Source organism: Burkholderia sp. DN3021 (assembly GCF_049805555.1).
In the GTDB taxonomy this organism is placed as follows: Bacteria; Pseudomonadota; Gammaproteobacteria; order Burkholderiales; family Burkholderiaceae; genus Burkholderia; species Burkholderia pyrrocinia_C.
This window is the reverse complement of the sequence record NZ_JBNCAB010000092.1, coordinates 1-22,132: the sequence shown is the minus strand read 5'-3', so window position 1 is coordinate 22,132 and position 22,132 is coordinate 1. Positions and strand designations below refer to the sequence as shown.

Below are 22,132 nucleotides of genomic sequence, written 5' to 3'. Positions count from 1 at the left end.
TGACCTGGGGGCGTCGTCAAGGGTGAATCGGGACGGCCGTGCGCTGCACGCAGGTTGCGCGCGTCGAGTATGAAAGGCCGTCGGGAAAGCTTTCCATTATAGCTTTTCGCGCTGCGCCGGACGGCCGGCGGGTTGCGGCCGCGCGACGTCGGTCGTCAGGTTCCGACCCTTGAGCGGCGGTGCACCGGCCGTCAGCGGCATGCGTGCAGCAGGTCGTCGAGCGCGGCTTCCTCGCGCGCGAAGCGTTCGGCGAGAAAGTCGAGCAGCACGCGCACGCGCGGCGCCATGTAGCGCTTGCTGTGATAGATCGCGTGCAGCGGCGCGTCCTGGTGGCGCCAGTCGGGCAGCAGCACGCGCAGCCGGCCCGCGCGCACGTCGTCGGCGATGTCCCACAGCGATTTCAACGCTATGCCGTGGCCGCGCAGAGTCCATTCGCGCGTGAGGCCGCCGTCGTTGGTCTCGAACGCGGTCGCGACCGGCACCCTGTGGATCTGCACCTCGTCGCCGCGCGTGAAGTGCCAGACGTTCATCGGCCCGGACGCGATCGTGATCACGTTGCACGGAAAGCGGGCCAGATCGTGCGGGTCGGTCGGCATGCCGTGGCGCTCGACGAACGACGGCGCCGCGCACAGCACGCGCCGGTTCGTCGCGAGACGGCGGGCGATCAGTGCGCCGTCGGGCGGCGCGGCGAAGCGGATCGCGAGGTCGATTTCGTCCTGCCACAGGTTCGACGACGAATCGGACGCCGTCAGCGAGAACGTGACGTCGGGATGGCGTGTCGTGAATTCGTCGAGCCAGTCGAGCAACTGGTTGCGGCCGAAATCGGACGTCGACGACAGCCGCACCTTGCCGCCGACGACGTTGCGGCCTTCCTGCAGCATCGCGTCCGCGTCGTCGAGCGCCTGCAGCGCCTGCCGGCAGCAGTTCAGGTACAGCCGGCCCTCGTCGGTGAGCCGCAACTGCCGCGTCGAGCGTTCGAAGAGCCGCGTCGCGGTCTTCGCCTCGAGCTTCGCGAGGCGCGCGCTCGCTGCGGCCGGCGTGAGGTTCAGCTTGCGCCCGGCCGCGGACAGGCTGCCCAGTTCCGCCGCCTCGACGAACAGCCGGATATCGCCCAGTCGATCCATTCGATTTTCCAGAATTTTTTGAAAATGGTTCAAATGCCACGCCAATTATCAAATATAGGCGTCTTCGGGACAATGCGCGCACATCCCGCTTCTTGTGCGGTGCGGCACCGACCGGGCGCCGCGTCCGCCGCCTTCCGGAGAACGTCATGCCCATTCCGTTACTGGCGCTCGCGATCAGCGCCTTCGCCATCGGCACCACCGAATTCATCATCATGGGCCTGCTGCCCGAAGTCGCGCACGATCTCGCCGTCTCGCTGCCGTCGGCCGGCCTGCTCGTCACCGGATACGCGCTCGGCGTCGCGGTCGGCGCGCCGCTGCTCGCGGTGCTGACGAGCCGCATGCCGCGCAAGGCCGCGCTGCAGTTGCTGATGGCGATCTTCATCGTCGGCAACGTGCTGTGCGCCACCGCGTCCGGCTACGCGATGCTGATGGTCGCGCGCGTCGTCACGTCGTTCGCGCACGGGTCGTTCTTCGGGATCGGCGCGGTGGTCGCCGCGTCGCTCGTGCCGGCCGACAAGCGGGCGAGCGCGATCGCGCTGATGTTCACGGGGCTCACGCTGTCGAACGTGCTCGGCGTGCCGTTCGGCACGTTCGTCGGCCAGCTGCTCGGCTGGCGCGCGTCGTTCTGGATCGTGGCCGCGCTCGGCGTGCTGGCGCTCGGCGGCGTGGCCGCGCTCGTGCCGAACCGCCACGACAGCGGGCCGGTCGGTCTCGGCCACGAGGTGCGCGTGCTGAAGGAGCCGCAGGTGTGGCTCGCGCTGTTGATGACCGTGCTCGGCTTCGGCGGCGTGTTCGTCGTGTTCACGTATATCGCGCCGATTCTCGAGACGGTGTCGGGCTACGCGCCGCGCTCGGTCGCGCTGATCCTCGTGCTGTTCGGCGCGGGGCTGACGATCGGCAATACGATCGGCGGCAAGCTCGCCGACCGCGCGCTGATGCCGTCGCTGATCGCGATCCTCGTCGCGCTGATGGCCGTGATGGCCGTGTTCGCGAAGACGAGCCACCTGCCGGTCGCGGCCGCCGTCACCGTATTCGTGTGGGGGATCGCCGCGTTCGCGACGGTGCCGCCGCTGCAGGCACGCGTGGTCGAGAAGGCCGCGAGCGCGCCGCATCTCGCGTCGACGCTCAATATCGGTGCGTTCAACGTCGGCAATGCAGGCGGCGCGTGGCTCGGCGGCCTCGCGCTGGAACACGGCTTCGCGCTCGATACGCTGCCGTGGGTCGCCGTCGCGGTGACGTTCGCGGCGCTCGTCGTCACGTGGCTTGCAATGCGGCTCGACGCGCGGGCGCCGGCACGCGGCGCGGCGCCGGCGGCGCAATGAGCGGCGCGATAGTGGCGTGACGGCGACGCCATAGCGGCAGGAAAAGGTTCGCGAGAAACGCATTCCTCCGCGATGCTGATAACGGTGTGAAGATAACTTCGTTTGCCCGCGCAAGGCCGGGTGATAGCGTCTCGATACGCGCCGTTGCAGGCGCAACCCGATTTCGATCCCGGCTTACCCCATACGCAGGGCCGCGCGGCGGCCCGGAGGCAATGCTATGTCTTCATCCCTGGCGCTGGTGCGCGACGTGTCTTCCTTCGAGTCCGGCAACGCCGCCGACGCGCGGGCATCCGCATCGCTCGATGTCCTCGAACAGGTCGTCGGCGTGAACCTCGCGCGCTTGCGCGCCGAGCGGCAGTTGTCGCTCGATGCGCTCGCGCGGCTGTCCGGCGTGTCGCGCGCGATGCTCGCGCAGATCGAGTCGGCGCGCAGCGTGCCGTCGATCAAGGTGCTTTGCAAGATCGCCGCGGCGCTGAAGGTGTCGGTCGCCGCATTCCTGCGCCGCCATGCGGTGAACGGCTTCGAGCACCTGGCGGCCGAGCGCGCGTCGCGCGTCGTCAGCTCGAACGGCCGTTTTTCGGCACGTGCGCTGTACCCGGAAGGCGAGCCGGCCGCGGCCGAATTCCACGAGCTGCGGATCGCGCCGCTGCATACGGAGCCCGGTACGCGCCGCGCGCCCGGCACGACGGTCAATCTGGTCGTCAGCGAAGGCACGCTCGAAGTCAGCGTGCACGACCGCCGCCAGTTGCTCGCGACCGGCGACGCGATCGTGTTCGATGCCGACCAGCCGTACAGCCTGCGCAACCCGGGCGACAGCGAAGCGCGCGCGTTCCGCGTGACGGTGAGTCCTGAAGTGCCGCCGCGCTGGCTCGTGCCCGATGCGGCGCACGCGGCCGGCTGATCGTGCGGGTCGCACGGAACGGTTGACGTCCCCGTCTGGGGCGGGATCGCAGCGCGGCCGTTTGGACGATGTCGTTAGACGGAGTCGTCAGTAAGGTTTTAGATGTTGTTGGCTGCGCGACGTGCGCGGCTGTTGTATGCTTGGCCCGCCGTCGATGGGCAGTCCCCATCCGGCAATCAGTGCGTCTTCAGGGCGGGGCGAAATTCCCCACCGGCGGTAGGCTGGCGTAAGTCGGCGAGCCCGCGAGCGCCCGCGCAACCGCGCGGGGTCAGCAGATCTGGTCGAATGCCAGAGCCGACGGTCACAGTCCGGATGAGAGAAGATGTGCAGATAGTCATGTCCGCCAGGGCCGCTTCGCGACGCGCGCGAAGCGGGTTGTCGTTCTGTCTGTTTGCAATGCCCTGAAACGTTTTTCGCCCAAATCGTAATTGCGAGGAGCGTTTCACATGTCCTTGATGTCCGTTTCGTCGGCACCCGCCGACGCCTTTGCCGATCTCCCGTTGCTGGATTCCGAACCGGTGCCGCCGCGCATCGCCGCTGCGCTCGAAGCGATGCGTGCTGGCCGCGCGGTCGTGCTGCAGGACGACCACGACCGCGAGAACGAGGCCGACCTGATCGTCGCCGCCGAGCGCATCACGCCCGAGACGATGGCGCTGCTGATCCGCGAGTGCAGCGGCATCGTGTGCCTGTGCCTGACCGACGACACGGTGCGCGCGCTCGAGCTGCCGCCGATGGTGCAGACCAACGAGAGCCGCAACGGCACCGCGTTCACTGTCTCGATCGAGGCGCGCGAAGGCGTGCATACGGGCGTATCGGCGGCCGACCGCGTGACGACGATCCGCGCGGCGATTGCAGACAACGCGAAGCCGCACGACATCGTGCGCCCCGGCCACGTGTTTCCGCTGCGTGCGCAACCGGGCGGCGTGCTCGCGCGCCGCGGTCACACCGAAGGCACGGTCGACCTGTCGATCCTGGCGGGCCTGAAGCCGGCCGGCGTGCTGTGCGAGCTGATGAATCCGGACGGCACGATGACGCGCGGCGACGACGTCGAGCGTTTCGCGAAACAGCACGGACTGCCGATGCTGACGATCGCGGAACTCGTCGAATTCCGCGAGGCGCTGGCCGCTGCGCGCGAGCGCTGCTGCGAGCCGGCCTGAGCGAGGAGGGAGCGGGCGCGTTCGCGCCCCTCTCTGATACGGCGTGCGTGAACCGGCGCACGCCGGGCCGGCCTGATCCGGCCTGTATAAAAGTCAGGACTGCACGTCGCCGAATTCGCCGCGCATGCCGGCTTCGACGAGCGCCGGCAGTTCGTCCATCTTGCGCATGATCCGCGTGATGCCCATCGCGCGCAGCGCGTCCGCGTAGTTGTCGGGGATGTGGCTCGCGCCGACGAACGCGATCGTCTTCATCCCCGCCGCACGCGCGGCATTCAACCCCGATACGCTGTCCTCGACGACGATGCAGCGCGCCGGCGCCACGCCGAGCGTCTGCGCCGCATGCAGGTAGACGTCGGGGTAGGGTTTCGGCCGCGACACCTGCTCGGAACTGAACACGCGCTCGCCGAAGATCTCGGTGAGCGATGCGCGCTTCAGCGAGTTGCGCACGCGCACGAGCCGGCTGTTCGACACGACGGCGGCCGGCAGGCTGACCTTCAGCAGTGCGTCGCGCACGCCGGTGATCGGCGCGAGCGATTGCGCCAGCGCGATCTCGATGTTGTGCTCGATGGTCTCGATGAAGTCGACGGGCATCTCGAGCCCGAAGCGGGATTCGAGCCCCGACAGGAAACGCGACGTCTGCTGGCCGAACGCCGACTTCGCGGCGGCTTCGAAATCGATGTGCGGGAAGGTGGCGGTCAGCGTGTCGAGCAGCACGCGGTCGGCGATGACTTCGCTGTCGACGAGCACGCCGTCGCAGTCGCAGATGAGGTGATCGAGCATGATGGTGAAAAAGCGGGATATCGGCGACGCCGATCGATTCGCCATCATACGTGCTTTCACGCGCATGCCGCGCGACGTTTCGGCAAATCTGCCCGATGCGGCCGTGCCGTCGCAGCATTTCGTACAGGTGTGCTGCCGATGGTGCGACGGCGGCGGCCCGCTTGCACGGGCCGCCATCGCTTGCGTCACATCTCGATCACGCGCCCCGTTTTCCACGACGTCATCGCGGCCTCGGCCAGCTCGAGCGCGGCGAGCCCGTCGTCGATCGTCGTCCTGACCGGCGTGCCGTCGCGCAGCGCGTCGACGAAGTGCGCGATCTCGGCCGAATACGCATGCCGGTAGCGCTCGAGGAAGAACGGCTCCGGCACGTCCGTCGCGATGCCGCCGGCCAGCCACGCGCTCACCTCGGTCGGCCGCACGTTGCCGGCCTGCAGCATCCCGTTGCTGCCGAGCAGCTCGAAGCGCTGATCGTAGCCGTAGGCCGCGCGCCGCGACGTGTTGATCTGGCACAGCAGCCCGCGCCGCGTGCGGATCGTCACGGCGGTCGAATCGATGTCGCCGGCATCGAGCACGGCCGGGTCGGTCAGGCAACTGCCGGTCGCGTGCAGCGTCTGCGCTTCGTCGCCGAGGATCCAGCGGAACACGTCGAAGTCGTGGATCAGCATGTCCTTGAAGATGCCGCCCGAGCTGCGGATGTAGTCGACGGGCGGTGCGCCCGGGTCGCGGCTCGTGACGACCAGCATCTCCGGCGCGCCGATCTCGCCGCGTTCGACGCGCGCCTTCAGCGCGGCGAAGGTCGGGTCGAAGCGGCGCTGGAACCCGATCATGCAGGTCACGCCGGTGCGCCGCACGACGTCAGCGCATGCGCGCGAGCGCTCGACGCTCAGGTCGACCGGCTTCTCGCAGAACACGGCCTTGCCCGCGTTCGCCGCCGCGACGATCAGGTCCGCATGCGTGTCGGTGCTCGACGCGATCACGACCGCCTGCACGGCTGCGTCGCCGAGCGCGCGATCGATATCCGCGACCTGCGCGCCGTGTGCGTGCGCGAGCGCTTCGGCCGACGGCGCATGCCGGTCGATCACGTATTTCAGTTTCGCGCCCGGATGGCGCGCGAGATTCGCCGCATGGATCTTGCCGATTCTTCCCGCGCCGAACAAAGCGAATTCGATCATCCTGTTCTCCTGTTCTCCTGTTCTCCTGTTCCGTTGAGTCCGTGGTCTTCTTCCTGTCGGGCCCGCGCGTATCGCGCATGGCGTCATGCGTGCCGGTCGCCGCGCCGGCCGCGTACCGCGGCGACGCTCAGCAATCCGCCAGTTCGCGCCGCACGTATTCGACGCTCGCGCGCAGCCGGTCTTCGATGTCGTCGGCTTCGGCGATTTCGTTCGCGAACGGCTCGAACGAGAACGCGCCGCGGTAGCCGCGCGCGAGCAGTTCGCGCAACTGCCGGATGTTGCCGAGCCGGTCGGCGCCGCCGACCAGCACGCGATGGCCGTCGCGCATCCGGTCGACCGGCAGGTCGTTTTCGTCGACGCCCGAGATGTGCACGAGGCCCGTCAGGTTCGGGAAGAAGATGTCCTCGCCCGACAGGTGATGGTGGAACGTGTCGTGCACGAGCCGGAAGACCTGTTCGCCGGCCGCGGCGTAGATGCCTTTCACCGCATCGGACTTGCGGCGCAGCGCACACTCCTCGAAACCGAGCGGCTCGATGAAACCGAGCAGGCCGCGCGCTTCGAGGATCGGCTTGAGCGCCTTCAGCGCCTTCACGAGATCCGCATGGCGCGCGTCCGCGCCGCGCGTGTCGCCGCGGCTGTTGGTCGGGCACAGCACCAGCGCGCGCGCGCCGCACTGCGCCGCGTAGTCGGCCAGCACGGTCGCTTCGTCCGCGCGCTCGGCGTTCCATTGCTCGAAGCGCTGCAGCGCGTTGATCGTCAGGATCGTCACGCCGCCGGATTCGGCCGTCGCGCGCACGGCGGCAGCCGGCGTGCCGTCGACGATCTCGATCGCGTCGATGCCGAGGCGCCGGCACAGCGCGACATAGCGGTCGAGCGGCAGGCGCGGCGCGCTCATCCGGTTCAGCGAAAAGTGGAATGCTTGCGTCATCGTTCTGTCCTTGTGTGTCGAGTAGGGCGGGGTCCGAATCAGTGGCCGGGGCGGGCGGTGCCGCCGGCCGGCGGGTTTGCCGGCGGCGCTGCGAGCGCGTGCCACGTGTCGCGCAGCCAGTGTGCGCACGCGACGTTGTTGTCGAAGATCGAATAGCGTGCGCCGCCGCCGTAATCGGGAAACGGGATGAACTCGCAACTGATCTGCTCGAGCCGCGCCGGCCGCGCGTGAATCTGCGATTGCAGCAACTGGCGTAGCGCGGCTTTCCACGTGTCGAGCGCCGCCGCGTGCCAATCGCCGTGGTATGCACCCGGTGCCGGCATGACGAACGGGTACTGGATGCCGCGGCCAGGTCTGCCGTCTGCGCGGCGCATCCAGCGGTTCTCTGGATTGTTCGGGATCACGCTGCGCGCATGCGCATGCCGGACCCAGCCGCGCGCGATCCAGTCGGCGTAGATGGCGGCCGGCGATGCAGGGTCGAGCACGAGGCTGCCGCTGTCGACCCGTTCGCGAATGCCCGATGCGTCGAGTTCGGCGCGATTGCCGATCTTGAACAGCAGGTGCGAATGATCGAGCGTGATCCGGAACGGCGCACCGGCCTGCTCGACATGCCGCGCGACACGCGCGACGCGCGTGAAATCCTCGCTCCACATGTCGACGTGTATTTCGAAGCTCGGCAGGCAGCCGACCGGCTCGCCGCGCTCGTACGTACGCAGGTAGAAATCGGCGACATCGCGGTCCGACAGCGGATGGCCGTCCGCGTGATGCGCGTAGAGCTGGCAGTTGAGCACCGTGCTGCCGAACCGCGCGCCGGCATCGACGATTTCGGCGACATGCGCTTCGTCATGGCCCGCGCGCCAGATGCTGCCGATCACGCGAATCGGCAGCGCGTGGCGTTCGACCAGCGCGAAATACGGCGACAGATCTTCGCCGCGCGCCGGGTTCTTTTCGATGTAGTCGAACATGCCGGCATTGGCGACCATCCGGAAGCGTTCGGCGGGCGCGGGCAACGGCAGGCCGTCGTGTTCGAGCACGCCGTCGAGGTTCACGCCGATGAGGATCGGTTCAGCCATCGTCTCCTGTCCGTTGTTGTCGTGGGGATGGCTGCTCAATGTACGGATGCGCCGCGCGGGCTGCATGACAAACGTTGACGAAAAATCGCCAATGCGCCGGTCGATTTTTTCGGCACGCGCGTGCGCCGCGAGGCGCGGCGACATTCAGGGCTGCAGGTAGGCGCTCGTCCTCACGTTCGCCGCACAGAACACGCGGAATTCGACCGGGTCGCCGGGCGGCGGCTGTTCGACGATCCCGCACGCATGCAGCACGTGCTGCAGCGCGGAAATCGCCTGTCCGTCGGGATCCTGGTCGATCGCGAGATCCATCGCGCCGGCTTCGATGAAGCTGCGGTGCTCGTCGAGCATCTCGTGCCCGATCCAGACCACGCGCCCGGTCGCGCCGGCCTTGCGCAGCGCCGCTTCGATGCCGGCCGAGCCGGCGCCGCTGTTGTAGATCGCGACCACGTCGTCGTGTGCCTGCAGTGCCTTCGTCACCGCGCGGTAGCAGCGGTCGTCCTGGTCGAGCGTCTCGACCGGCTCGCCGTCGCAGCGCAGCGCGGCGAACGCGTCGGCAAGCTGGTCGCGGCAGCCGGCCATCCGGTCGGCGTGCGCGCGGTAGCCCATGCGCCCGCCGAGCAGCAGCACGCGGCCGGGGCGTGCCGCCAGGCGGCCGACGTAGTAGCCGGCCGTGCGTCCGGCGCGGTAGTTGTCGATGCCCGCGTAGTGCACGCGATCGATGCCGCCGATGTCGGTGACCATCGTGACGACGGTTTCGCCGCGCGCGATCGCGCCGGCCAGTGCATCGCGCACGCGGGCGGTGTCGCGTGCGGTGACGATCAGCGCCGCGCGCCGGTATGCGGGCCGTTCGATCAGCGCGGCGGCGCGTTCGTCGTCCGCGGCGGGCAGGATCGTCCGGTGCACGACCACGCGCCGGTCGAGCATCTGCAGCGAGCGCTGCAGCGCCTGCTGCAGCCGCCGGAAGAACGGCGCGTCGGTGTCCGGCAGCAGCACGTCGACGTGGATCAGCCCGTGCCGCGTGTCGGGCAGTTGCCGCGGCACACCGAGCTGCCGCGCCGCCGCGACCACGCGCTCGCGCGCCTGCGCCGACACGCTGCCGCGCTCGTTCAGCACGCGGTCGACGGTGGTCGTGCTGACGCCCGCGAGCGCCGCGATCTCGTCGAAGCGCGCGGTGCGCTTGCGCCAGCGCGGCCCGGATTCACCTGCCATGGTCGTCTCCATCGTTGTGGTCGCCATCATCGGGGGCGTGGCGCTGCCAGGAACGCTAAAACGATGGCGAAATTTCGTCAACGTTTCGATTGAGCGGGGGCGGCCGGTCGCCTAATTTTGGTTCCATGGGGGAAGCGCTTGCCGCGCTTGCCGCGCACAAGCAAACCAGGGAGACACGAGTGGTCCATACCGACGACCAGGCGCACGATCGCACGGCGGCGCGCCGTCAGGAATACAGAATGATCGGCGGCGCCGGCGAGCGCGCGCACGCGGCTGGGCTCGTCAACGCCGAGTGGTACCGGTGCGCGGTGCCGCGGCCGCTGATGAAGCAGTTGATGCAGCGCGGCGACGCGCGTGCGATCCGCGACACACTGATCTGGTACGCGGCGATCGCGGCCAGCGGCGCGCTCGCGTGGCTTGCCTGGCGTGCGCATTCGGCGTGGGCGATCCCTGCGTTCTTCGTGTACGGCACGCTCTATTGCAGTCCGGCCGACTCGCGCTGGCACGAATGCGGGCACGGCACCGCGTTTCGCACGCGCTGGATGAACGACGCGCTGTACCAGGTCGCGTCGTTCCAGGTGTTCCGCCGCGCGACGGCGTGGCGCTGGAGCCATGCGCGTCATCACACCGACACGCTGGTCGTCGGGCGCGATCCGGAAATCGCCGCGCCGAAGCCGACCGACTGGCTCGCGCTCGCGCTGAACGTCGTCGCGCTGAAGCATGTGGCCGGCGAACTGCGCAAGATGATTGCGGCCGCGTTCACCGGCCGGCTCGACGACGAGGAGCGCACCTACGTGCCCGAGTCGGAATGGCCGAAGGTCGTGCGCGAGGCGCGCATCCATCTGGCGGTCTATGCGCTCGTGACCGGTGCGTCGCTGTACTGGCACACGCTCCTGCCGCTGCTCTACATCGGCTTGCCGAGCCTCTACGGCGCATGGCTGTACCTGTACTTCGGCCTCACGCAGCACGCAGGCATGCCCGAGAACGTGCTCGATCACCGGCGCAATTGCCGCACCGTGATGATGAATCCGGTGTTCCGCTTCCTGTACTGGAACATGAACTACCACGTCGAGCACCACATGTTCCCGATGGTGCCGTTTCACGCGCTGCCGAAGCTGCACGAAGCCGTGAAGGCCGACATGCCGCCGCCGTACCGCAGCACGCTCGCCGCGTATGCGGAGATCGTGCCGGCGCTGGTCCGGCAGACGCGCGACCCGTCCCATTACGTCGTGCGGCCGGTGCCGGACACGGCGCGCGCATGACCGGCATCGAACAACCCGATCAAGGAGACACGCATCATGACGCAATGGATCGACACCGGCGCGCTCGACGACATCGACGATGAAGATGTCGCGCGCTTCGATCACGCAGGCCGCACGTACGCGATCTACCGGATCGACGGCCAGGTTTATGCAAGCGACGGCCTGTGCACGCACGAGAACGTGCATCTCGCGGACGGGCTCGTGATCGACCACGTGATCGAATGCCCGAAGCACAACGGCCGCTTCGACGTGCGCGACGGCCGGCCGCTGTCAGCGCCCGCATGCGAGAAGCTGCGCACGTACCGCGCGAAGATCGAGGGTGGCCGCATCCTGATCGAGGTGTGACGCGATGACGAACCACCGTGTGATGGCGATCGTCGGCGCGGGCCATGCGGGCGGCCGCGCGGCGCAGGTGCTGCGCGAGTCCGGCTGGCGCGGTCGCATCGTGCTGATCGGCGCGGAGGCGCACCTGCCGTACGAACGGCCGCCGTTGTCGAAGGGCGTGCTGACGGGCGAGCGCAGCGCGGCGCAGTGCCGCTTGCGCGATCCGGGCGCATGGGCGGCCGACGGCATCGAGCCGGTCGTCGCGACGGTCGAGCGCATCGATCCGCACGCACGCGAAGTGCGCGTGTCCGGCGCTCGGGTGTTCGGCTACGACGCGCTGCTGCTCGCGACCGGCGCTCGCGCGCGCCGCCTCGCGATTCCGGGCGCGGCGCTCGACGGTGTGTTTGCATTGCGCACGCTCGACGACGCGGCGGCACTCGGCGCGCGGCTCGTGTCCGGCGCGCGGATCGTGCTGATCGGCGGCGGCTTCATCGGTCTCGAAGTCGCGGCGTCGGCGCGGCTGCGCGGCTGCCGCGCGACCGTGCTCGACGCCGCGCCGCGCCTGCTCGGGCGCGCGGTGCCGGAAACGATCGCGGCGCGCGTGCAGGCGCTTCACGAGGAGCAGGGCGTGGCGATCCGCGTGAACCGGAAGCCCGTTGCGATCGAGCGGATCTCGGGCGGCGCGCTGGCCGTCGTACTCGACGACGGCGACACGCTGATCGCCGATACGGTCGTGGCCGGCATCGGCATCGAACCGGCCGACGAACTGGCGCGCGACGCGGGCCTCGCGGTCGATCGCGGCATCGTCGTGAACGCGCGGCTCGAGACGTCGGCGCGCGGCATCTATGCGGCCGGCGACGTCGTGGTGTTTCCGAGTGCATTGTCGGGGCGACCGGTCCGGCAGGAGACATGGCACGGCGCCGAGACCCAGGCGCGCGCCGCCGCGCGCAACATGCTCGGCGCCGACGAACCGTATCGAGAGATGCCGTGGTTCTGGTCGGATCAGTACGACGCACAGTTGCAGGTGGCCGGAGAGCCGGCGCTCGGCGAATGGTCGGTCGCGCGCAGGCTCGACGGCGACGCCGAAATCCATTTCCATTTCGATGGTGGCGGACGGCTCGTCGCGGCGAGCGGCTTCGGCCGCGCGTCCGGATTCGCCAAGGAGATGAAGCTGGCGAGGGCGCTGGTCGAACGCGGCGCCGCGGTGGCGCCCGCGGCGGTCGCCGACGCGAACCTGAAGCTGAAATCGCTGTTGCCGGCGTCCGCCGGCGGGTAGGCGGAACGTGCAATGAAAAACAGCCCGCGGCCTTCCGGCACGCGGGCTGTGTTGCTTCGTCGGTGCGACGGGCCGCGTCAGTGCGGCACGTGCAGTTGCAGATAGAGCGCGGCAGCGAGCGAGCCGCCGATCAGCGGGCCGACCACCGGGATCCACGCATAGCGCCAGTCGCTGTCGCGCTTGCCGGGAATCGGCAGCAGCGCATGCATGAGGCGCGGCGCGAGGTCGCGCGCGGGGCTCATCGCATAGCCGGTCGGGCCGCCGAGGGAGATGCCGATGCCGAGCACGAGCAGGCCGACGGGCAGCGCGTCGAGCGCGCCGAGGCCGACCTGCGGCGACGCGAGATACAGCACGCCGAGGATCAGCACGAACGTGCAGATCGCCTCGGTCAGCACGTTGTGCCGGACGCTGCGGATCGCGGGCGCCGTGCAGAACACCGCGAGCTTCAGGTCCGCATCGGCTTCCTTCGCGAAGTGCTGGCGATACGCGAGCCACACGAGCAGTGCGCCCGCCATCCCGCCGAGCATCTGCGCGAGGATGTAGCCGCCGACTTTCGACCACGCGAACTTGCCCGCGAGCGCGAGGCTGATCGTCACGACCGGGTTCAGGTGCGCGCCGCTGAACGACGCGGTCACGTAGACGGCGACGAATACGGCCATCGCCCAGCCCCACACGATCACGATCAGGTCCGCGCCCTTGCCCTTGGTCTTCGCAAGCAGCACGTTTGCGACCGCGCCGTTGCCGAGCAGCACGAGGATCGCCGTGCCGATGAATTCTGCAATATAAGGTGACATGGTTGTCTCTCGTATGTCGCGGCGGACTCGCGCGCCGCGCGGTCCGCCGGTGTTGTTGTATTTCGTCTGGATGGCTGACGATTACTGGGTGTCGTCGGCCCATGCCTTCGCGGCGCGCACCGCACGCTGCCAGCCGGCCATGCAGCGTTCGACCTGCTCCTTCGGCATCGTCGGCGAGAAGCGGCGATCGAGCTGCCACTGGTCGCGCACTTCGTCGAGGTTCTTCCAGTAGCCGATCGCGAGGCCCGCGAGATACGCCGCGCCGAGCGCGGTCGTCTCGGTGATCTGCGGACGCACCGCGTCGACGCCGAGCAGGTCGGCCTGGAACTGCATCAGCAGGTCGTTCGCGCTCGCGCCGCCATCGACGCGCAGCTCGCCGATGCTGATGCCCGAATCGGCTTCCATCGCGGCCAGCACGTCGAGCGACTGGTACGCGATCGAATCGAGCGCCGCACGCGCGAGGTGCGCCGACGTCGTGCCGCGCGTGACGCCGAACACCGAACCGCGCGCCCGCGGGTTCCAGTGCGGTGCGCCGAGGCCGGCGAACGCGGGCACGAGATAGACGCCGTCGGTGTGCGGCACGCTCGCGGCGAGCGCTTCGATTTCAGCGGCCGTCTTGATGATGCCGACGCCGTCGCGCAGCCATTGCACGACCGCGCCCGCGATGAAGATGCTGCCCTCGAGCGCGTACTGCACGTCGTCGCCGATCTGCCATGCGATCGTCGTGACGAGGTTGTTCTTCGACTCGATCGGCTTGTCGCCGGTGTTCATCATCAGGAAGCAGCCGGTGCCGTAGGTGTTCTTCACCATGCCCGACGTCGTGCACATCTGGCCGAACAGCGCTGCGTGCTGGTCGCCGGCGATGCCCGCGAGCGGGATCTTCGACGCGAATACGGTGGTTTTCGTATGGCCGTAGATTTCCGACGACGCCTTCACTTCCGGCAGCATGCTGCGCGGGATGTCGAGCAGTTCGAGCAGCTCGCTGTCCCACTCGCGCGTATGGATGTTGAACAGCATCGTGCGCGACGCGTTCGTCACGTCGGTCACGTGCAGTTCGTGCTTCGTGAAGTTCCACACGAGCCAGCTGTCGACGGTGCCGAACGCGAGCTTGCCCTGGCGTGCCTTGTCGCGTGCGCCCGGCACGTTGTCGAGGATCCAGCGGATCTTCGTCGCGGAGAAGTACGAATCGATCGGCAGGCCGGTCTTTGCGCGCACCTTCGCTTCGAGGCCCTGCTTCTTCAGCGAGTCGCAGAAGTCGGCCGTGCGGCGATCCTGCCAGACGATCGCGTTGTAGACGGGCTGGCCCGTCTCGCGATCCCAGACGATCGTCGTCTCGCGCTGGTTGGTGATGCCGATGGCCGCGATCGACGTGCCGTTCAGGCCCGTGCGCGTGACGGCTTCGGCGGCGACGCCGGCTTGCGTCGACCAGATTTCCTGAGGGTCGTGCTCGACCCAGCCGGGTTGCGGGTAGATCTGTTCGAATTCCTTCTGGGCGATCGACACGATATTGCCCTGGCGATCGAACAGCATCGCGCGGGAACTCGTGGTGCCCTGGTCAAGCGCGAGGATGTACTGGTCCTGCATGTCTCTCATCTCCATCCGTGGATTGGCTTAGTTGTGATGCGCGCCGCATGGTGGGCGGCGCGTCGGTGAGTCAACTTCGGTCAGACAACTGCAACTGCTTTCGGATCAGGCGTGCGGCGCATGCGCGGCGGCGAACCACGCGTCGACCGCGGCCGTCACGGCATCGAGCGTGCCCGGCGCGACGTGCAGGCCGAGCTTCGAGCGGCGCCACAGCGCGTCCTGCGCGCAGGTCGCCCATTCGGCATCGCGCAGGTAGCGCAGTTCGGCGTCGTAGATGCCCGGCGCGATTTCGGTGCCGAGATCGGCGAGCGACTTCGCGTCGTCGACCACGCGTTCCGCACGCGTGCCGTAGGCGCGCGCATAACGACGGGCGAGTGCGGCCGGCAGCCACGGATGACGTTTTGCGAACGTGTCGGCGAATACGTCGAACTTCGCGTTCGCGATGTCGCCGCCCGGCAGCGCGACGCCGGCCGTCCAGGTTTTCGCGTCGCGGCCGAGCGCGCGGCACAGCATGTCGCCGGCTTCTTCCGCGAGCTTGCGGAACGTCGTGATCTTGCCGCCGAACACCGACAGCAGCGGCGCACCCGCGCCGTCGTCCAGCTCGAGGCGGTAGTCGCGCGTGACGGCCGATGCATTCGCCGCGTTCTCGTCTTCCAGCAGCGGGCGCACGCCCGAATAGGTCCAGTGCACGTCGGCCGGCGAGATCTTGCGCTTGAAGTAGCGGTTGATCGAATCGCACAGGTACTGCGTCTCGTCGCGCTCGATCGCGACCTTCGCGGGATCGTTCGTGTATTCGACGTCGGTCGTGCCGATCAGCGTGAAGTCGTGTTCGTACGGAATCGCGAAGATGATCCGCTTGTCCGGGTTCTGGAAGATGTACGCGTGATCGTGATCGAACAGGCGGTGCGTGATGATGTGGCTGCCCTTCACGAGCCGCACGCTGTGCTGCGCGCCGCGGCCGAGCGCGCCGTGCAGCACGTCGCCGACCCACGGGCCGGCCGCGTTCGCGATCGCGCGCGCATGCACGACGCGGATCGAACCGTCGGCGTGCTGCAGCCGTGCTTCCCATTCGTCGCCGCGGCGTTCGGCGGATACCAGCTTCGTGCGCGTCAGGATCTCGGCGCCGCGCTCCTTCGCATCCATCGCGTTCAGCACGACGAGGCGCGCGTCGTCGACCCAGCCGTCCGAATACACGAAGCCGCGCTTGATCGAGTCGATCAGCGGCGCGCCGGCCGCATGGCGGCGCATGTCGATGCCGCGCGAGCCGGGCAGCAGTTCGCGTTTCGCGAGGTGATCGTAGAGGAACAGGCCGATGCGGATCAGCCAGGCCGGACGCAGGTTCGGCATGTGCGGCATCACGAAGCGCAGCGGCCACATGATGTGCGGCGCCGCGCGCAGCAGCGTTTCGCGCTCCTGCAGCGCCTTGCGCACGAGCCCGAACTCGTTGTACTCGAGATAGCGCAGGCCGCCGTGAATCAGCTTCGTGCTGGACGACGACGTATGCGACGCGAGATCGTCCTGCTCGCAGAGCATGACCGACAGGCCGCGGCCGGCCGCATCGCGCGCGATCCCCGCGCCGTTGATGCCGCCGCCGACGACGAGCAGATCGTAGCGATTCGGTTGGGTCACCTGCTGTCCTTATCGTCTGATGGAAATGGGCGAACACGAAATGTTCGAATTCGAAATTTAACGAACGAAATCGAAAAAGTAAAGTTCGAAAAAGCGGGGCCAGTAGCGCGCGGCGCGATCCCGGACGATACTGGCGCAATCGACCGTTTCGCGAGGTGAATCATGCGTATTGGGATGTGGGCCGGCGTGTGCGCCGTCCTTCTGGCCGGGTGCAGCGCCGGCACGCCGCCGCTTGCCGGCAACTGGCGGGCGCCGTCGTTCGCCGACCTGCAGACATCGTGCGGCGGCACCGCGCGCGACTGGGGCGCGGACGCGCAGCCGGTCTACTCGGCGCTGTACGACGCGTACGTGGCGAAACGGTATCGCGGGCTGACCGAAGCGAACTATTGTGCGTTCGTAAACGAACTTTCGACGCACTATGCGGCGCCCGACGCGGCGGCGCGCGCCGGCTGGATCGCGTATTTCAACGGTGCGCGCGCGCAGGCCATCAGCTGGCGGGCGGCGGTCGATCCGACGCTGCGCGGCGGCTGAAGCCGGCTGCGGCCCGGGTGAGGCGAACCGGCGGGGGAAGCGGAAACGACCGCGCGGCCGGGAGTCGGTCCGGCCGCGCGGTCAGGTCAGGAACAGCGAGGTTTCACGAATAGCGGTACTTGATGGATCGCAGCGCGGCGTCGCCGGTCTCGGTCACGCAGTATTTGCGCCCCGAGCCGAGTCCTTCAAGGCGGACGAGCTGCTGTTCGAGCAGTGTGTCCAGTTCATCCCGATCCATGTCGCGCTGGTCAGGCGCGTCCTTTACAAGCAATAGCGTGGCGAATTCATGCGGACTCAGCATCGTTCTCTCCATGGCAACCGGTCTGCCCGCGCGGCCGGCGCAAACGCCGACGCACGATACCCCGCGGGGTGTATGGCTTGGGGGGAAAAGCTGCATTCGCCGGCCCTGCGATTCGCACCCGCCCTGGCACAGGCGGATCGGCGAACGGGCCGGGGAACTGGAGTCTAGTCGAGCGCGCGGGCAACGACAAATCGTGCCCCGTTAATTTTCCGTTTGACAGAAGGATGCACCGCAAGCGGTCCGCTCGCGGCGCCAACTTCTTGATTTCACTTGAAGTTTCGGGTGCGGTGCAGCATCGCCGGCACCTTCGCAAGCATCATTCCGCGACGTACACCTGGGTGCCGGCGGCGGCCACCGTGTCGGCCATCTCGGGCGGCAGCGGCTTGTCGGTGAAAAGCGCGTGCACCTGGCTCAGGTGGCCCTGGCGCACCAGCGCCGGGCGGCCGACCTTCGAATGGTCGGTCACGAGGTAGACCGTGCGCGCATGCTGCATGATCGCCTCGGCGACACGCACCTCGCGCGTGTCGAAGTCGCGCAGCGTGCCGTCGGCCTCGATCGCCGACGTGCCGATGATCGCGTAGTCGACCTTGAACTGGCGGATGAAGTCGATCGCGAGTTCGCCGACGATACCCTTGTCCCACGGCCGCACGATGCCGCCCGTGATCAGCACCTCGCAGTCGGGGTAGCCGCTCATCATCGACGCGACGTTCAGGTTGTTCGTGATCACGTGCAGCCCGTGGTGGCGGTTCAGCGCGCGCGCGACTTCCTCGGTCGTCGTGCCGAGGTTGATGAACAGCGACGCCTGGTCGGGGATGTGCGAAGCCGCGAGCGCCGCGATGCGCCGCTTCTCGTCGTGGAACATCCGCTGGCGCGCCGTATACGACACGTTCTCCGAGCTGGTCGGCAGGCTCGCGCCGCCGTGGTAGCGGCGCAGCAGGTTCAGGTCGGCGAGCCAGTTCACGTCGCGGCGGATCGTCTGCGGCGTCACCGCGAAGTGCGCGGCGAGATCGTCGACGGTCACGAAGCCGTCGCGCTGCACCCATTCGAGCAGTTCCTGCTGGCGCGCGTTGAGGGTGAGGCGGGGATCTCGGGTCATGGCTCGATGGTCGTGTCGTGAGACGGAGCGGGTATTGTAAGGGCGGCAACGCCGTTCGGCCGGCCTGGCCGGCACGGCCGCGTGAAATTCATGCGGAAATTGCATGGATTAATGTGACAAATGAATTTGTGCGATTGCGCTGATCGCGTTGCAATGGCGGACTGCCCGCGCCCGCGGGCACGCGTTCGGCGCGTTCATTCAGCTTTCGACGAGGTGGCACCGATGACTGGCTTCAACTGGCACAACCCGTATCCGACGACCCGCATCCCGGTATTCGCGCGCAATGTCGTGTCGACGTCGCACCCGCTCGCCGCGCAGGCCGGGCTGCGGATGCTGTGGAAAGGCGGCAACGCGGTCGACGCGGCGCTGGCCGCTGCGGCCGCGATTACCGTCGTCGAACCCGTGTCCTGCGGGCTCGGCGGCGACGCGTTCGCGCTCGTATGGGACGGCGAGCGGCTGTCCGGGCTGAACGCATCGGGCGTCGCGCCGGCCGCGTGGAACGTCGACTATTTCCGCAAGCGCCACGGCGAGGATGCGCACGGCATCGCGAACAAGCCGATGCGCGGCTGGGATACCGTCACCGTGCCGGGCGTGATGGCGGGCTGGGAGGCGCTGCACGCGAAGTTCGGCTCGCTGCCGTTCGCGGATCTGCTCGAGCCGGCGATCGAGATCGCGGAGCGCGGTTATGCGGTGCCGCCGATCGTCGCGCACAAGTGGGCGGCGGCGGTGCCTGCGCTGCAGGGCCTGCCGGGCTTCGCGGAGACCTTCATGCCGCGCGGCCGTGCGCCGCTCGTCGGCGAACGCGTGTGCCTGCCGGGCCATGCGCAGACGCTGCGCACGCTCGCGAAGGACGGCGCCCGTGCGTTCTATGAAGGCGCGCTCGCCGGGCGCATCGCCGCGTTCGCCCGCGACGGCGGCGGCGCGCTGACCGAAGCCGACCTGCGCGCATACCGACCGGAGTGGGTCGAGCCGATCGGCAAGCGCTTCGGCCGTCACACGATTCACGAGATCCCGCCGAACGGGCAGGGCATTGCCGCGCTGATCGCGCTCGGGATCGCCGAGCATGCGGGCGTGACCGAATGGCCGCTCGATTCGGTCGACTCGCAGCATCTGCAGATCGAGGCGATGAAGCTCGCATTCGCGGACGTCTATCGCTACGTGGCCGATCCGCGCGCGATGGAAGTCACGCCCGAGCAGATGCTCGACGATGCGTATCTCGCCGAACGCGCGAAGCAGATCGATCCCGCGCGTGCGACGCACTTCGGCGCCGGCCGGCCGCATTCGGGCGGCACGATCTACCTGTCGGCGGCCGACGAGCGCGGGATGATGGTGAGCTTTATCCAGTCGAACTACATGGGCTTCGGCTCGGGGCTCGTGGTGCCGGGCACCGGCATTGCGCTGCAGAATCGCGGGCATGGCTTCTCGATGGATCCGGCTTCGCCGAACGTCGTCGCGGGCGGCAAGCGGCCGTTCCACACGATCATCCCGGCGTTCGTGACCGAGCAGGTCGACGGCCGCACCGAGGCCGTGATGAGCTTCGGCGTGATGGGCGGCGACATGCAGCCGCAAGGCCATCTGCAGACCATCGTGCGGATGCTCGGCCATAGGCAGCAGCCGCAGGCCGCATGCGATGCGCCGCGCTGGAAGGTCAACCGCGACTTCACGCTCGACGTCGAATCGACGATGAATCGCGCGACGGTCGACGCGCTGGCCGCACGCGGCCATACGATCAAGTCGATCGACGATCCTTACATGGATTTCGGTTCGGGGCAGTTCATCTGGCGTCTCGATCGCGACGATCGCGAGCGCGGCTACGTGGCTGCGAGCGACAGCCGGCGCGACGGTCTGGCGGCCGGCTTCTGACGGTTCGCCTCAATTTCATGCGCTCGACGGGCGGCCGAACGGCCGCCCGTTTCGTTTCGTTTGATGCGGTCGTACTGCTGAACGGCTGCAAGCAGTTCGAAGGACTCGTCTAACGAACGGCAACAGACGCCGTGGAACTGCGCCTGTCCGGTATGGTCAGTGCTCTGGAGCACGAACGTCAAAGTCCGGCTAAGATGCCAGGATGGTTCGGCCGGACCAATTCACTAGAAACGCATGTAATACGCCGCCTGCGGGACGGTCGGCGCCTGTGCCAAGGCATGGGCCGGCCCCCGCGCGACGACTGGGAGCGCACCACCATGGACACTAAAACGACGCATGTCATGCCGTGGCGAATCGAGGACATCGACCTGAACCGGATCGATCGTCAGCGTGCCGCCGCGAACGAGGATCTGCTGCTGCTGCTGTGCGCGTCGTCGTTCATCGAAAGCGGCTCGGATCTCTACACGAGCAATCTGAGCGAATTCTTCAACGACGATCCTGAAGTATCCGAGTGGCTCAACAATGCATGGGAGCACGAAGAATTGCAGCACGGCCGCGCGCTGAAGGCGTACATCGCGCACGTATGGCCCGAGTTCGACTGGGATACCGCCTTCGCGAATTTCTTCGCCGAGTATTCGAAGACCTGCAAGGTCGAGGCATTCGAGAAGACCCGCGCGCTCGAGATGGTCGCGCGCTGCGTCGTCGAGACGGGCACGGCCACGCTCTATCGTGCGATCAACGAATGCTCCGACGAGCCCGTGCTGAAGGAAATCACCGACAACATCCGCACGGACGAAGTGCGTCACTACAAGCACTTCTTCAAATTCTTCAAGAAGTACAACAAGCTCGAAGGCAATGGCCGGCTCGCGGTGCTCGGCGCGCTGGCGCGCCGCGTGATGGAAATCAAGAACGAGGATTCCGAGATCGCGCTGCGCCACGTGTTCGCGGTTCGTTATCCGGATCGCGTCGGCGACAGCCAGTACAACCGCGAGCGCGCCGCGCGCATCAGTACGCTCGTGCGGCGCAACCTGTCGGCCGACATGTGCGTGAAGATGCTGCTCAAGCCGCTCGACCTGCCCGCGAGGATCCAGCCGGGCGTCCATTATCCGCTCACGAAGATCACGCGGCACGTATTCCTGCGCTGATCGCCGCGGCCCGGCCCGGCTGGCGTATGCTGCCGCATCGTCATCCGATCTTGATCCGCACCGGGGCCACGCCACCATGACCGATACCCATCGCCACGCGCTCGAACAATGGACGTTCGACGCGTGGCCGCCGGCCGTCGTATCGCTGTTCGACGGCACCGCGCTCGAGCGTCATGCCGATATCGCCGCATCGCTGATCGTCGCGACCGACGATGGGCAGTTGCGCACGACGCTGCTTGGCGTCGGCGAGATCTATGCGCACGATGCGCACACGCTGCTGCTGGCGCTATGGCCGCAATCGCGTGCGGCGCGCGCGCTCGCGCAACGGCGCGCGGCCGCGTTGACGCTCGTTGCGGACGGCGCATTCTTTCAGGCGCAATTGAGGATCGAGCCGCTCGAAGGCGACTTCGGCGGACTGGCCGGATTCGCTGCGACGATCGCGCACGGCGATGCGCAGCGGGTCGGTTATGCGCGTCTCGCGACAGGCGTCACGTTCACGCTGGAAGGGGAGCGCGCCGCGGTGCTCGCGCGCTGGCAACGCCAGGTCGAGCACCTGCGGCGCGCGGCCGCGCGGCTTCAGTGACCGCGCTGGCCGCTGCGCGACGAACGGTTGCGGTTCGGGTGCGCGGCGTTGCCGCTCGCGGGGCGCGCGCTGTTGCCG

21 protein-coding genes and 1 riboswitch are annotated in these 22,132 nt (G+C 68.1%); of the genes, 10 read left to right on the top strand and 11 right to left on the bottom strand.

Translation table 11 applies throughout. The annotated features are described in order from the left end of the window. Positions 1–191: 191 nt before the first annotated feature. Positions 192–1,124, bottom strand: a complete 933-nt coding sequence (locus tag ACPUER_RS30745) for a LysR family transcriptional regulator (protein WP_310142841.1) — start codon at positions 1,122–1,124, stop codon at positions 192–194. 146 nt (positions 1,125–1,270) lie between these two features. On the opposite strand from ACPUER_RS30745, the gene ACPUER_RS30740 reads away from it, so the two are divergent. The 3 genes from ACPUER_RS30740 to ribB all read left to right on the top strand — a co-directional run bounded on the left by ACPUER_RS30740 (position 1,271) and on the right by ribB (position 4,504). After that, a complete protein-coding gene (locus ACPUER_RS30740) occupies positions 1,271–2,446 on the top strand; it encodes an MFS transporter (protein WP_175962009.1) in 1,176 nt (391 codons plus the stop codon). A 217-nt stretch (positions 2,447–2,663) separates the two neighbouring features. Continuing rightward, positions 2,664–3,347: a helix-turn-helix domain-containing protein gene (locus ACPUER_RS30735; protein WP_310142836.1), complete on the top strand. Its 684-nt coding sequence runs from the start codon at positions 2,664–2,666 to the stop codon at positions 3,345–3,347. A gap of 179 nt (positions 3,348–3,526) precedes the next feature. Beyond that, a riboswitch (FMN riboswitch) is annotated at positions 3,527–3,675 on the top strand. A 118-nt stretch (positions 3,676–3,793) separates the two neighbouring features. Continuing rightward, on the top strand, positions 3,794–4,504 hold the full coding sequence (gene ribB, locus ACPUER_RS30730; protein ID WP_425132950.1) for a 3,4-dihydroxy-2-butanone-4-phosphate synthase: 711 nt from the start codon (positions 3,794–3,796) through the stop codon (positions 4,502–4,504). Positions 4,505–4,597: 93 nt separating this feature from the next. Here ribB and ACPUER_RS30725 read toward each other — a convergent pair whose 3' ends face one another. From ACPUER_RS30725 to ACPUER_RS30705, 5 genes are all read right to left on the bottom strand, one after another. Continuing rightward, a complete protein-coding gene (locus ACPUER_RS30725; protein WP_425132949.1) occupies positions 4,598–5,284 on the bottom strand; it encodes an HAD family hydrolase in 687 nt (228 codons plus the stop codon). Positions 5,285–5,469: 185 nt separating this feature from the next. Then, complete coding sequence (gene iolG, locus ACPUER_RS30720) at positions 5,470–6,456, bottom strand: inositol 2-dehydrogenase (protein WP_425132948.1); 987 nt, start codon at positions 6,454–6,456, stop codon at positions 5,470–5,472. Between the two features lie 127 nt (positions 6,457–6,583). Then, positions 6,584–7,384 (bottom strand): TIM barrel protein, encoded by an 801-nt coding sequence (locus ACPUER_RS30715; RefSeq protein WP_425132947.1) that lies wholly within the window; start codon positions 7,382–7,384, stop codon positions 6,584–6,586. Between the two features lie 38 nt (positions 7,385–7,422). Beyond that, positions 7,423–8,457 carry a xylose isomerase gene (locus tag ACPUER_RS30710; RefSeq protein WP_425132946.1) on the bottom strand — a complete coding sequence of 345 codons (1,035 nt, stop codon included), beginning with the start codon at positions 8,455–8,457 and terminating at the stop codon, positions 7,423–7,425. A 144-nt stretch (positions 8,458–8,601) separates the two neighbouring features. Further along, positions 8,602–9,666: a LacI family DNA-binding transcriptional regulator gene (locus ACPUER_RS30705; RefSeq protein ID WP_175962002.1), complete on the bottom strand. Its 1,065-nt coding sequence runs from the start codon at positions 9,664–9,666 to the stop codon at positions 8,602–8,604. A 239-nt stretch (positions 9,667–9,905) separates the two neighbouring features. On the opposite strand from ACPUER_RS30705, the gene ACPUER_RS30700 reads away from it, so the two are divergent. From ACPUER_RS30700 to ACPUER_RS30690, 3 genes are read left to right on the top strand one after another with little or no spacing between them, the layout of a single operon-like run. Next, positions 9,906–10,928, top strand: a complete 1,023-nt coding sequence (locus tag ACPUER_RS30700) for a fatty acid desaturase family protein (RefSeq protein ID WP_425132952.1) — start codon at positions 9,906–9,908, stop codon at positions 10,926–10,928. Between the two features lie 36 nt (positions 10,929–10,964). Then, positions 10,965–11,273 (top strand): non-heme iron oxygenase ferredoxin subunit, encoded by a 309-nt coding sequence (locus ACPUER_RS30695; RefSeq protein WP_175962000.1) that lies wholly within the window; start codon positions 10,965–10,967, stop codon positions 11,271–11,273. Positions 11,274–11,277: 4 nt separating this feature from the next. Continuing rightward, a complete protein-coding gene (locus tag ACPUER_RS30690) occupies positions 11,278–12,528 on the top strand; it encodes an NAD(P)/FAD-dependent oxidoreductase (protein ID WP_425132945.1) in 1,251 nt (416 codons plus the stop codon). A 77-nt stretch (positions 12,529–12,605) separates the two neighbouring features. Here ACPUER_RS30690 and ACPUER_RS30685 read toward each other — a convergent pair whose 3' ends face one another. From ACPUER_RS30685 to glpD, 3 genes are all read right to left on the bottom strand, one after another. Beyond that, a complete protein-coding gene (locus ACPUER_RS30685) occupies positions 12,606–13,322 on the bottom strand; it encodes an MIP/aquaporin family protein (protein ID WP_310142824.1) in 717 nt (238 codons plus the stop codon). Between the two features lie 81 nt (positions 13,323–13,403). Further along, positions 13,404–14,906 carry a glycerol kinase GlpK gene (gene glpK / locus ACPUER_RS30680; protein ID WP_175961997.1) on the bottom strand — a complete coding sequence of 501 codons (1,503 nt, stop codon included), beginning with the start codon at positions 14,904–14,906 and terminating at the stop codon, positions 13,404–13,406. Positions 14,907–15,011: 105 nt separating this feature from the next. After that, complete coding sequence (gene glpD / locus ACPUER_RS30675) at positions 15,012–16,535, bottom strand: glycerol-3-phosphate dehydrogenase (protein ID WP_425132944.1); 1,524 nt, start codon at positions 16,533–16,535, stop codon at positions 15,012–15,014. A gap of 162 nt (positions 16,536–16,697) precedes the next feature. Between glpD and ACPUER_RS30670 the strand changes: the two genes are divergently transcribed. Further along, entirely contained in the window at positions 16,698–17,066 is a 369-nt protein-coding gene (locus ACPUER_RS30670) for a hypothetical protein (RefSeq protein ID WP_310142821.1), read from the top strand. Between the two features lie 103 nt (positions 17,067–17,169). Here ACPUER_RS30670 and ACPUER_RS30665 read toward each other — a convergent pair whose 3' ends face one another. Continuing rightward, a complete protein-coding gene (locus ACPUER_RS30665) occupies positions 17,170–17,367 on the bottom strand; it encodes a hypothetical protein (RefSeq protein WP_034179421.1) in 198 nt (65 codons plus the stop codon). Positions 17,368–17,683: 316 nt separating this feature from the next. After that, positions 17,684–18,463 (bottom strand): DeoR/GlpR family DNA-binding transcription regulator, encoded by a 780-nt coding sequence (locus tag ACPUER_RS30660; protein WP_006493999.1) that lies wholly within the window; start codon positions 18,461–18,463, stop codon positions 17,684–17,686. A 222-nt stretch (positions 18,464–18,685) separates the two neighbouring features. On the opposite strand from ACPUER_RS30660, the gene ACPUER_RS30655 reads away from it, so the two are divergent. The 3 genes from ACPUER_RS30655 to ACPUER_RS30645 all read left to right on the top strand — a co-directional run bounded on the left by ACPUER_RS30655 (position 18,686) and on the right by ACPUER_RS30645 (position 22,054). Continuing rightward, the gene (locus tag ACPUER_RS30655; RefSeq protein WP_425132943.1) at positions 18,686–20,326 is read left to right on the top strand and encodes a gamma-glutamyltransferase family protein; all 1,641 of its coding nucleotides are present in this window, start codon (positions 18,686–18,688) and stop codon (positions 20,324–20,326) included. 317 nt (positions 20,327–20,643) lie between these two features. Beyond that, positions 20,644–21,471: a ferritin-like domain-containing protein gene (locus ACPUER_RS30650; RefSeq protein WP_034178954.1), complete on the top strand. Its 828-nt coding sequence runs from the start codon at positions 20,644–20,646 to the stop codon at positions 21,469–21,471. 76 nt (positions 21,472–21,547) lie between these two features. Beyond that, on the top strand, positions 21,548–22,054 hold the full coding sequence (locus tag ACPUER_RS30645) for a hypothetical protein (RefSeq protein ID WP_310142813.1): 507 nt from the start codon (positions 21,548–21,550) through the stop codon (positions 22,052–22,054). Positions 22,055–22,132 lie beyond the last annotated feature (78 nt).

Bases quoted from the DNA above. Each gene is read 5' to 3' on its own strand.
- ACPUER_RS30745 (WP_310142841.1), bottom strand. From the start codon at position 1,124: ATGGATCGACTGGGCGATATCCGGCTGTTCGTCGAGGCGGCGGAACTG.
- ACPUER_RS30740 (WP_175962009.1), top strand. From the start codon at position 1,271: ATGCCCATTCCGTTACTGGCGCTCGCGATCAGCGCCTTCGCCATCGGC.
- ACPUER_RS30735 (WP_310142836.1), top strand. From the start codon at position 2,664: ATGTCTTCATCCCTGGCGCTGGTGCGCGACGTGTCTTCCTTCGAGTCC.
- ribB (WP_425132950.1), top strand. From the start codon at position 3,794: ATGTCCTTGATGTCCGTTTCGTCGGCACCCGCCGACGCCTTTGCCGAT.
- ACPUER_RS30725 (WP_425132949.1), bottom strand. From the start codon at position 5,284: ATGCTCGATCACCTCATCTGCGACTGCGACGGCGTGCTCGTCGACAGC.
- iolG (WP_425132948.1), bottom strand. From the start codon at position 6,456: ATGATCGAATTCGCTTTGTTCGGCGCGGGAAGAATCGGCAAGATCCAT.
- ACPUER_RS30715 (WP_425132947.1), bottom strand. From the start codon at position 7,384: ATGACGCAAGCATTCCACTTTTCGCTGAACCGGATGAGCGCGCCGCGC.
- ACPUER_RS30710 (WP_425132946.1), bottom strand. From the start codon at position 8,457: ATGGCTGAACCGATCCTCATCGGCGTGAACCTCGACGGCGTGCTCGAA.
- ACPUER_RS30705 (WP_175962002.1), bottom strand. From the start codon at position 9,666: ATGGCAGGTGAATCCGGGCCGCGCTGGCGCAAGCGCACCGCGCGCTTC.
- ACPUER_RS30700 (WP_425132952.1), top strand. From the start codon at position 9,906: ATGATCGGCGGCGCCGGCGAGCGCGCGCACGCGGCTGGGCTCGTCAAC.
- ACPUER_RS30695 (WP_175962000.1), top strand. From the start codon at position 10,965: ATGACGCAATGGATCGACACCGGCGCGCTCGACGACATCGACGATGAA.
- ACPUER_RS30690 (WP_425132945.1), top strand. From the start codon at position 11,278: ATGACGAACCACCGTGTGATGGCGATCGTCGGCGCGGGCCATGCGGGC.
- ACPUER_RS30685 (WP_310142824.1), bottom strand. From the start codon at position 13,322: ATGTCACCTTATATTGCAGAATTCATCGGCACGGCGATCCTCGTGCTG.
- glpK (WP_175961997.1), bottom strand. From the start codon at position 14,906: ATGCAGGACCAGTACATCCTCGCGCTTGACCAGGGCACCACGAGTTCC.
- ACPUER_RS30670 (WP_310142821.1), top strand. From the start codon at position 16,698: ATGCGTATTGGGATGTGGGCCGGCGTGTGCGCCGTCCTTCTGGCCGGG.
- ACPUER_RS30665 (WP_034179421.1), bottom strand. From the start codon at position 17,367: ATGCTGAGTCCGCATGAATTCGCCACGCTATTGCTTGTAAAGGACGCG.
- ACPUER_RS30660 (WP_006493999.1), bottom strand. From the start codon at position 18,463: ATGACCCGAGATCCCCGCCTCACCCTCAACGCGCGCCAGCAGGAACTG.
- ACPUER_RS30655 (WP_425132943.1), top strand. From the start codon at position 18,686: ATGACTGGCTTCAACTGGCACAACCCGTATCCGACGACCCGCATCCCG.
- ACPUER_RS30650 (WP_034178954.1), top strand. From the start codon at position 20,644: ATGGACACTAAAACGACGCATGTCATGCCGTGGCGAATCGAGGACATC.
- ACPUER_RS30645 (WP_310142813.1), top strand. From the start codon at position 21,548: ATGACCGATACCCATCGCCACGCGCTCGAACAATGGACGTTCGACGCG.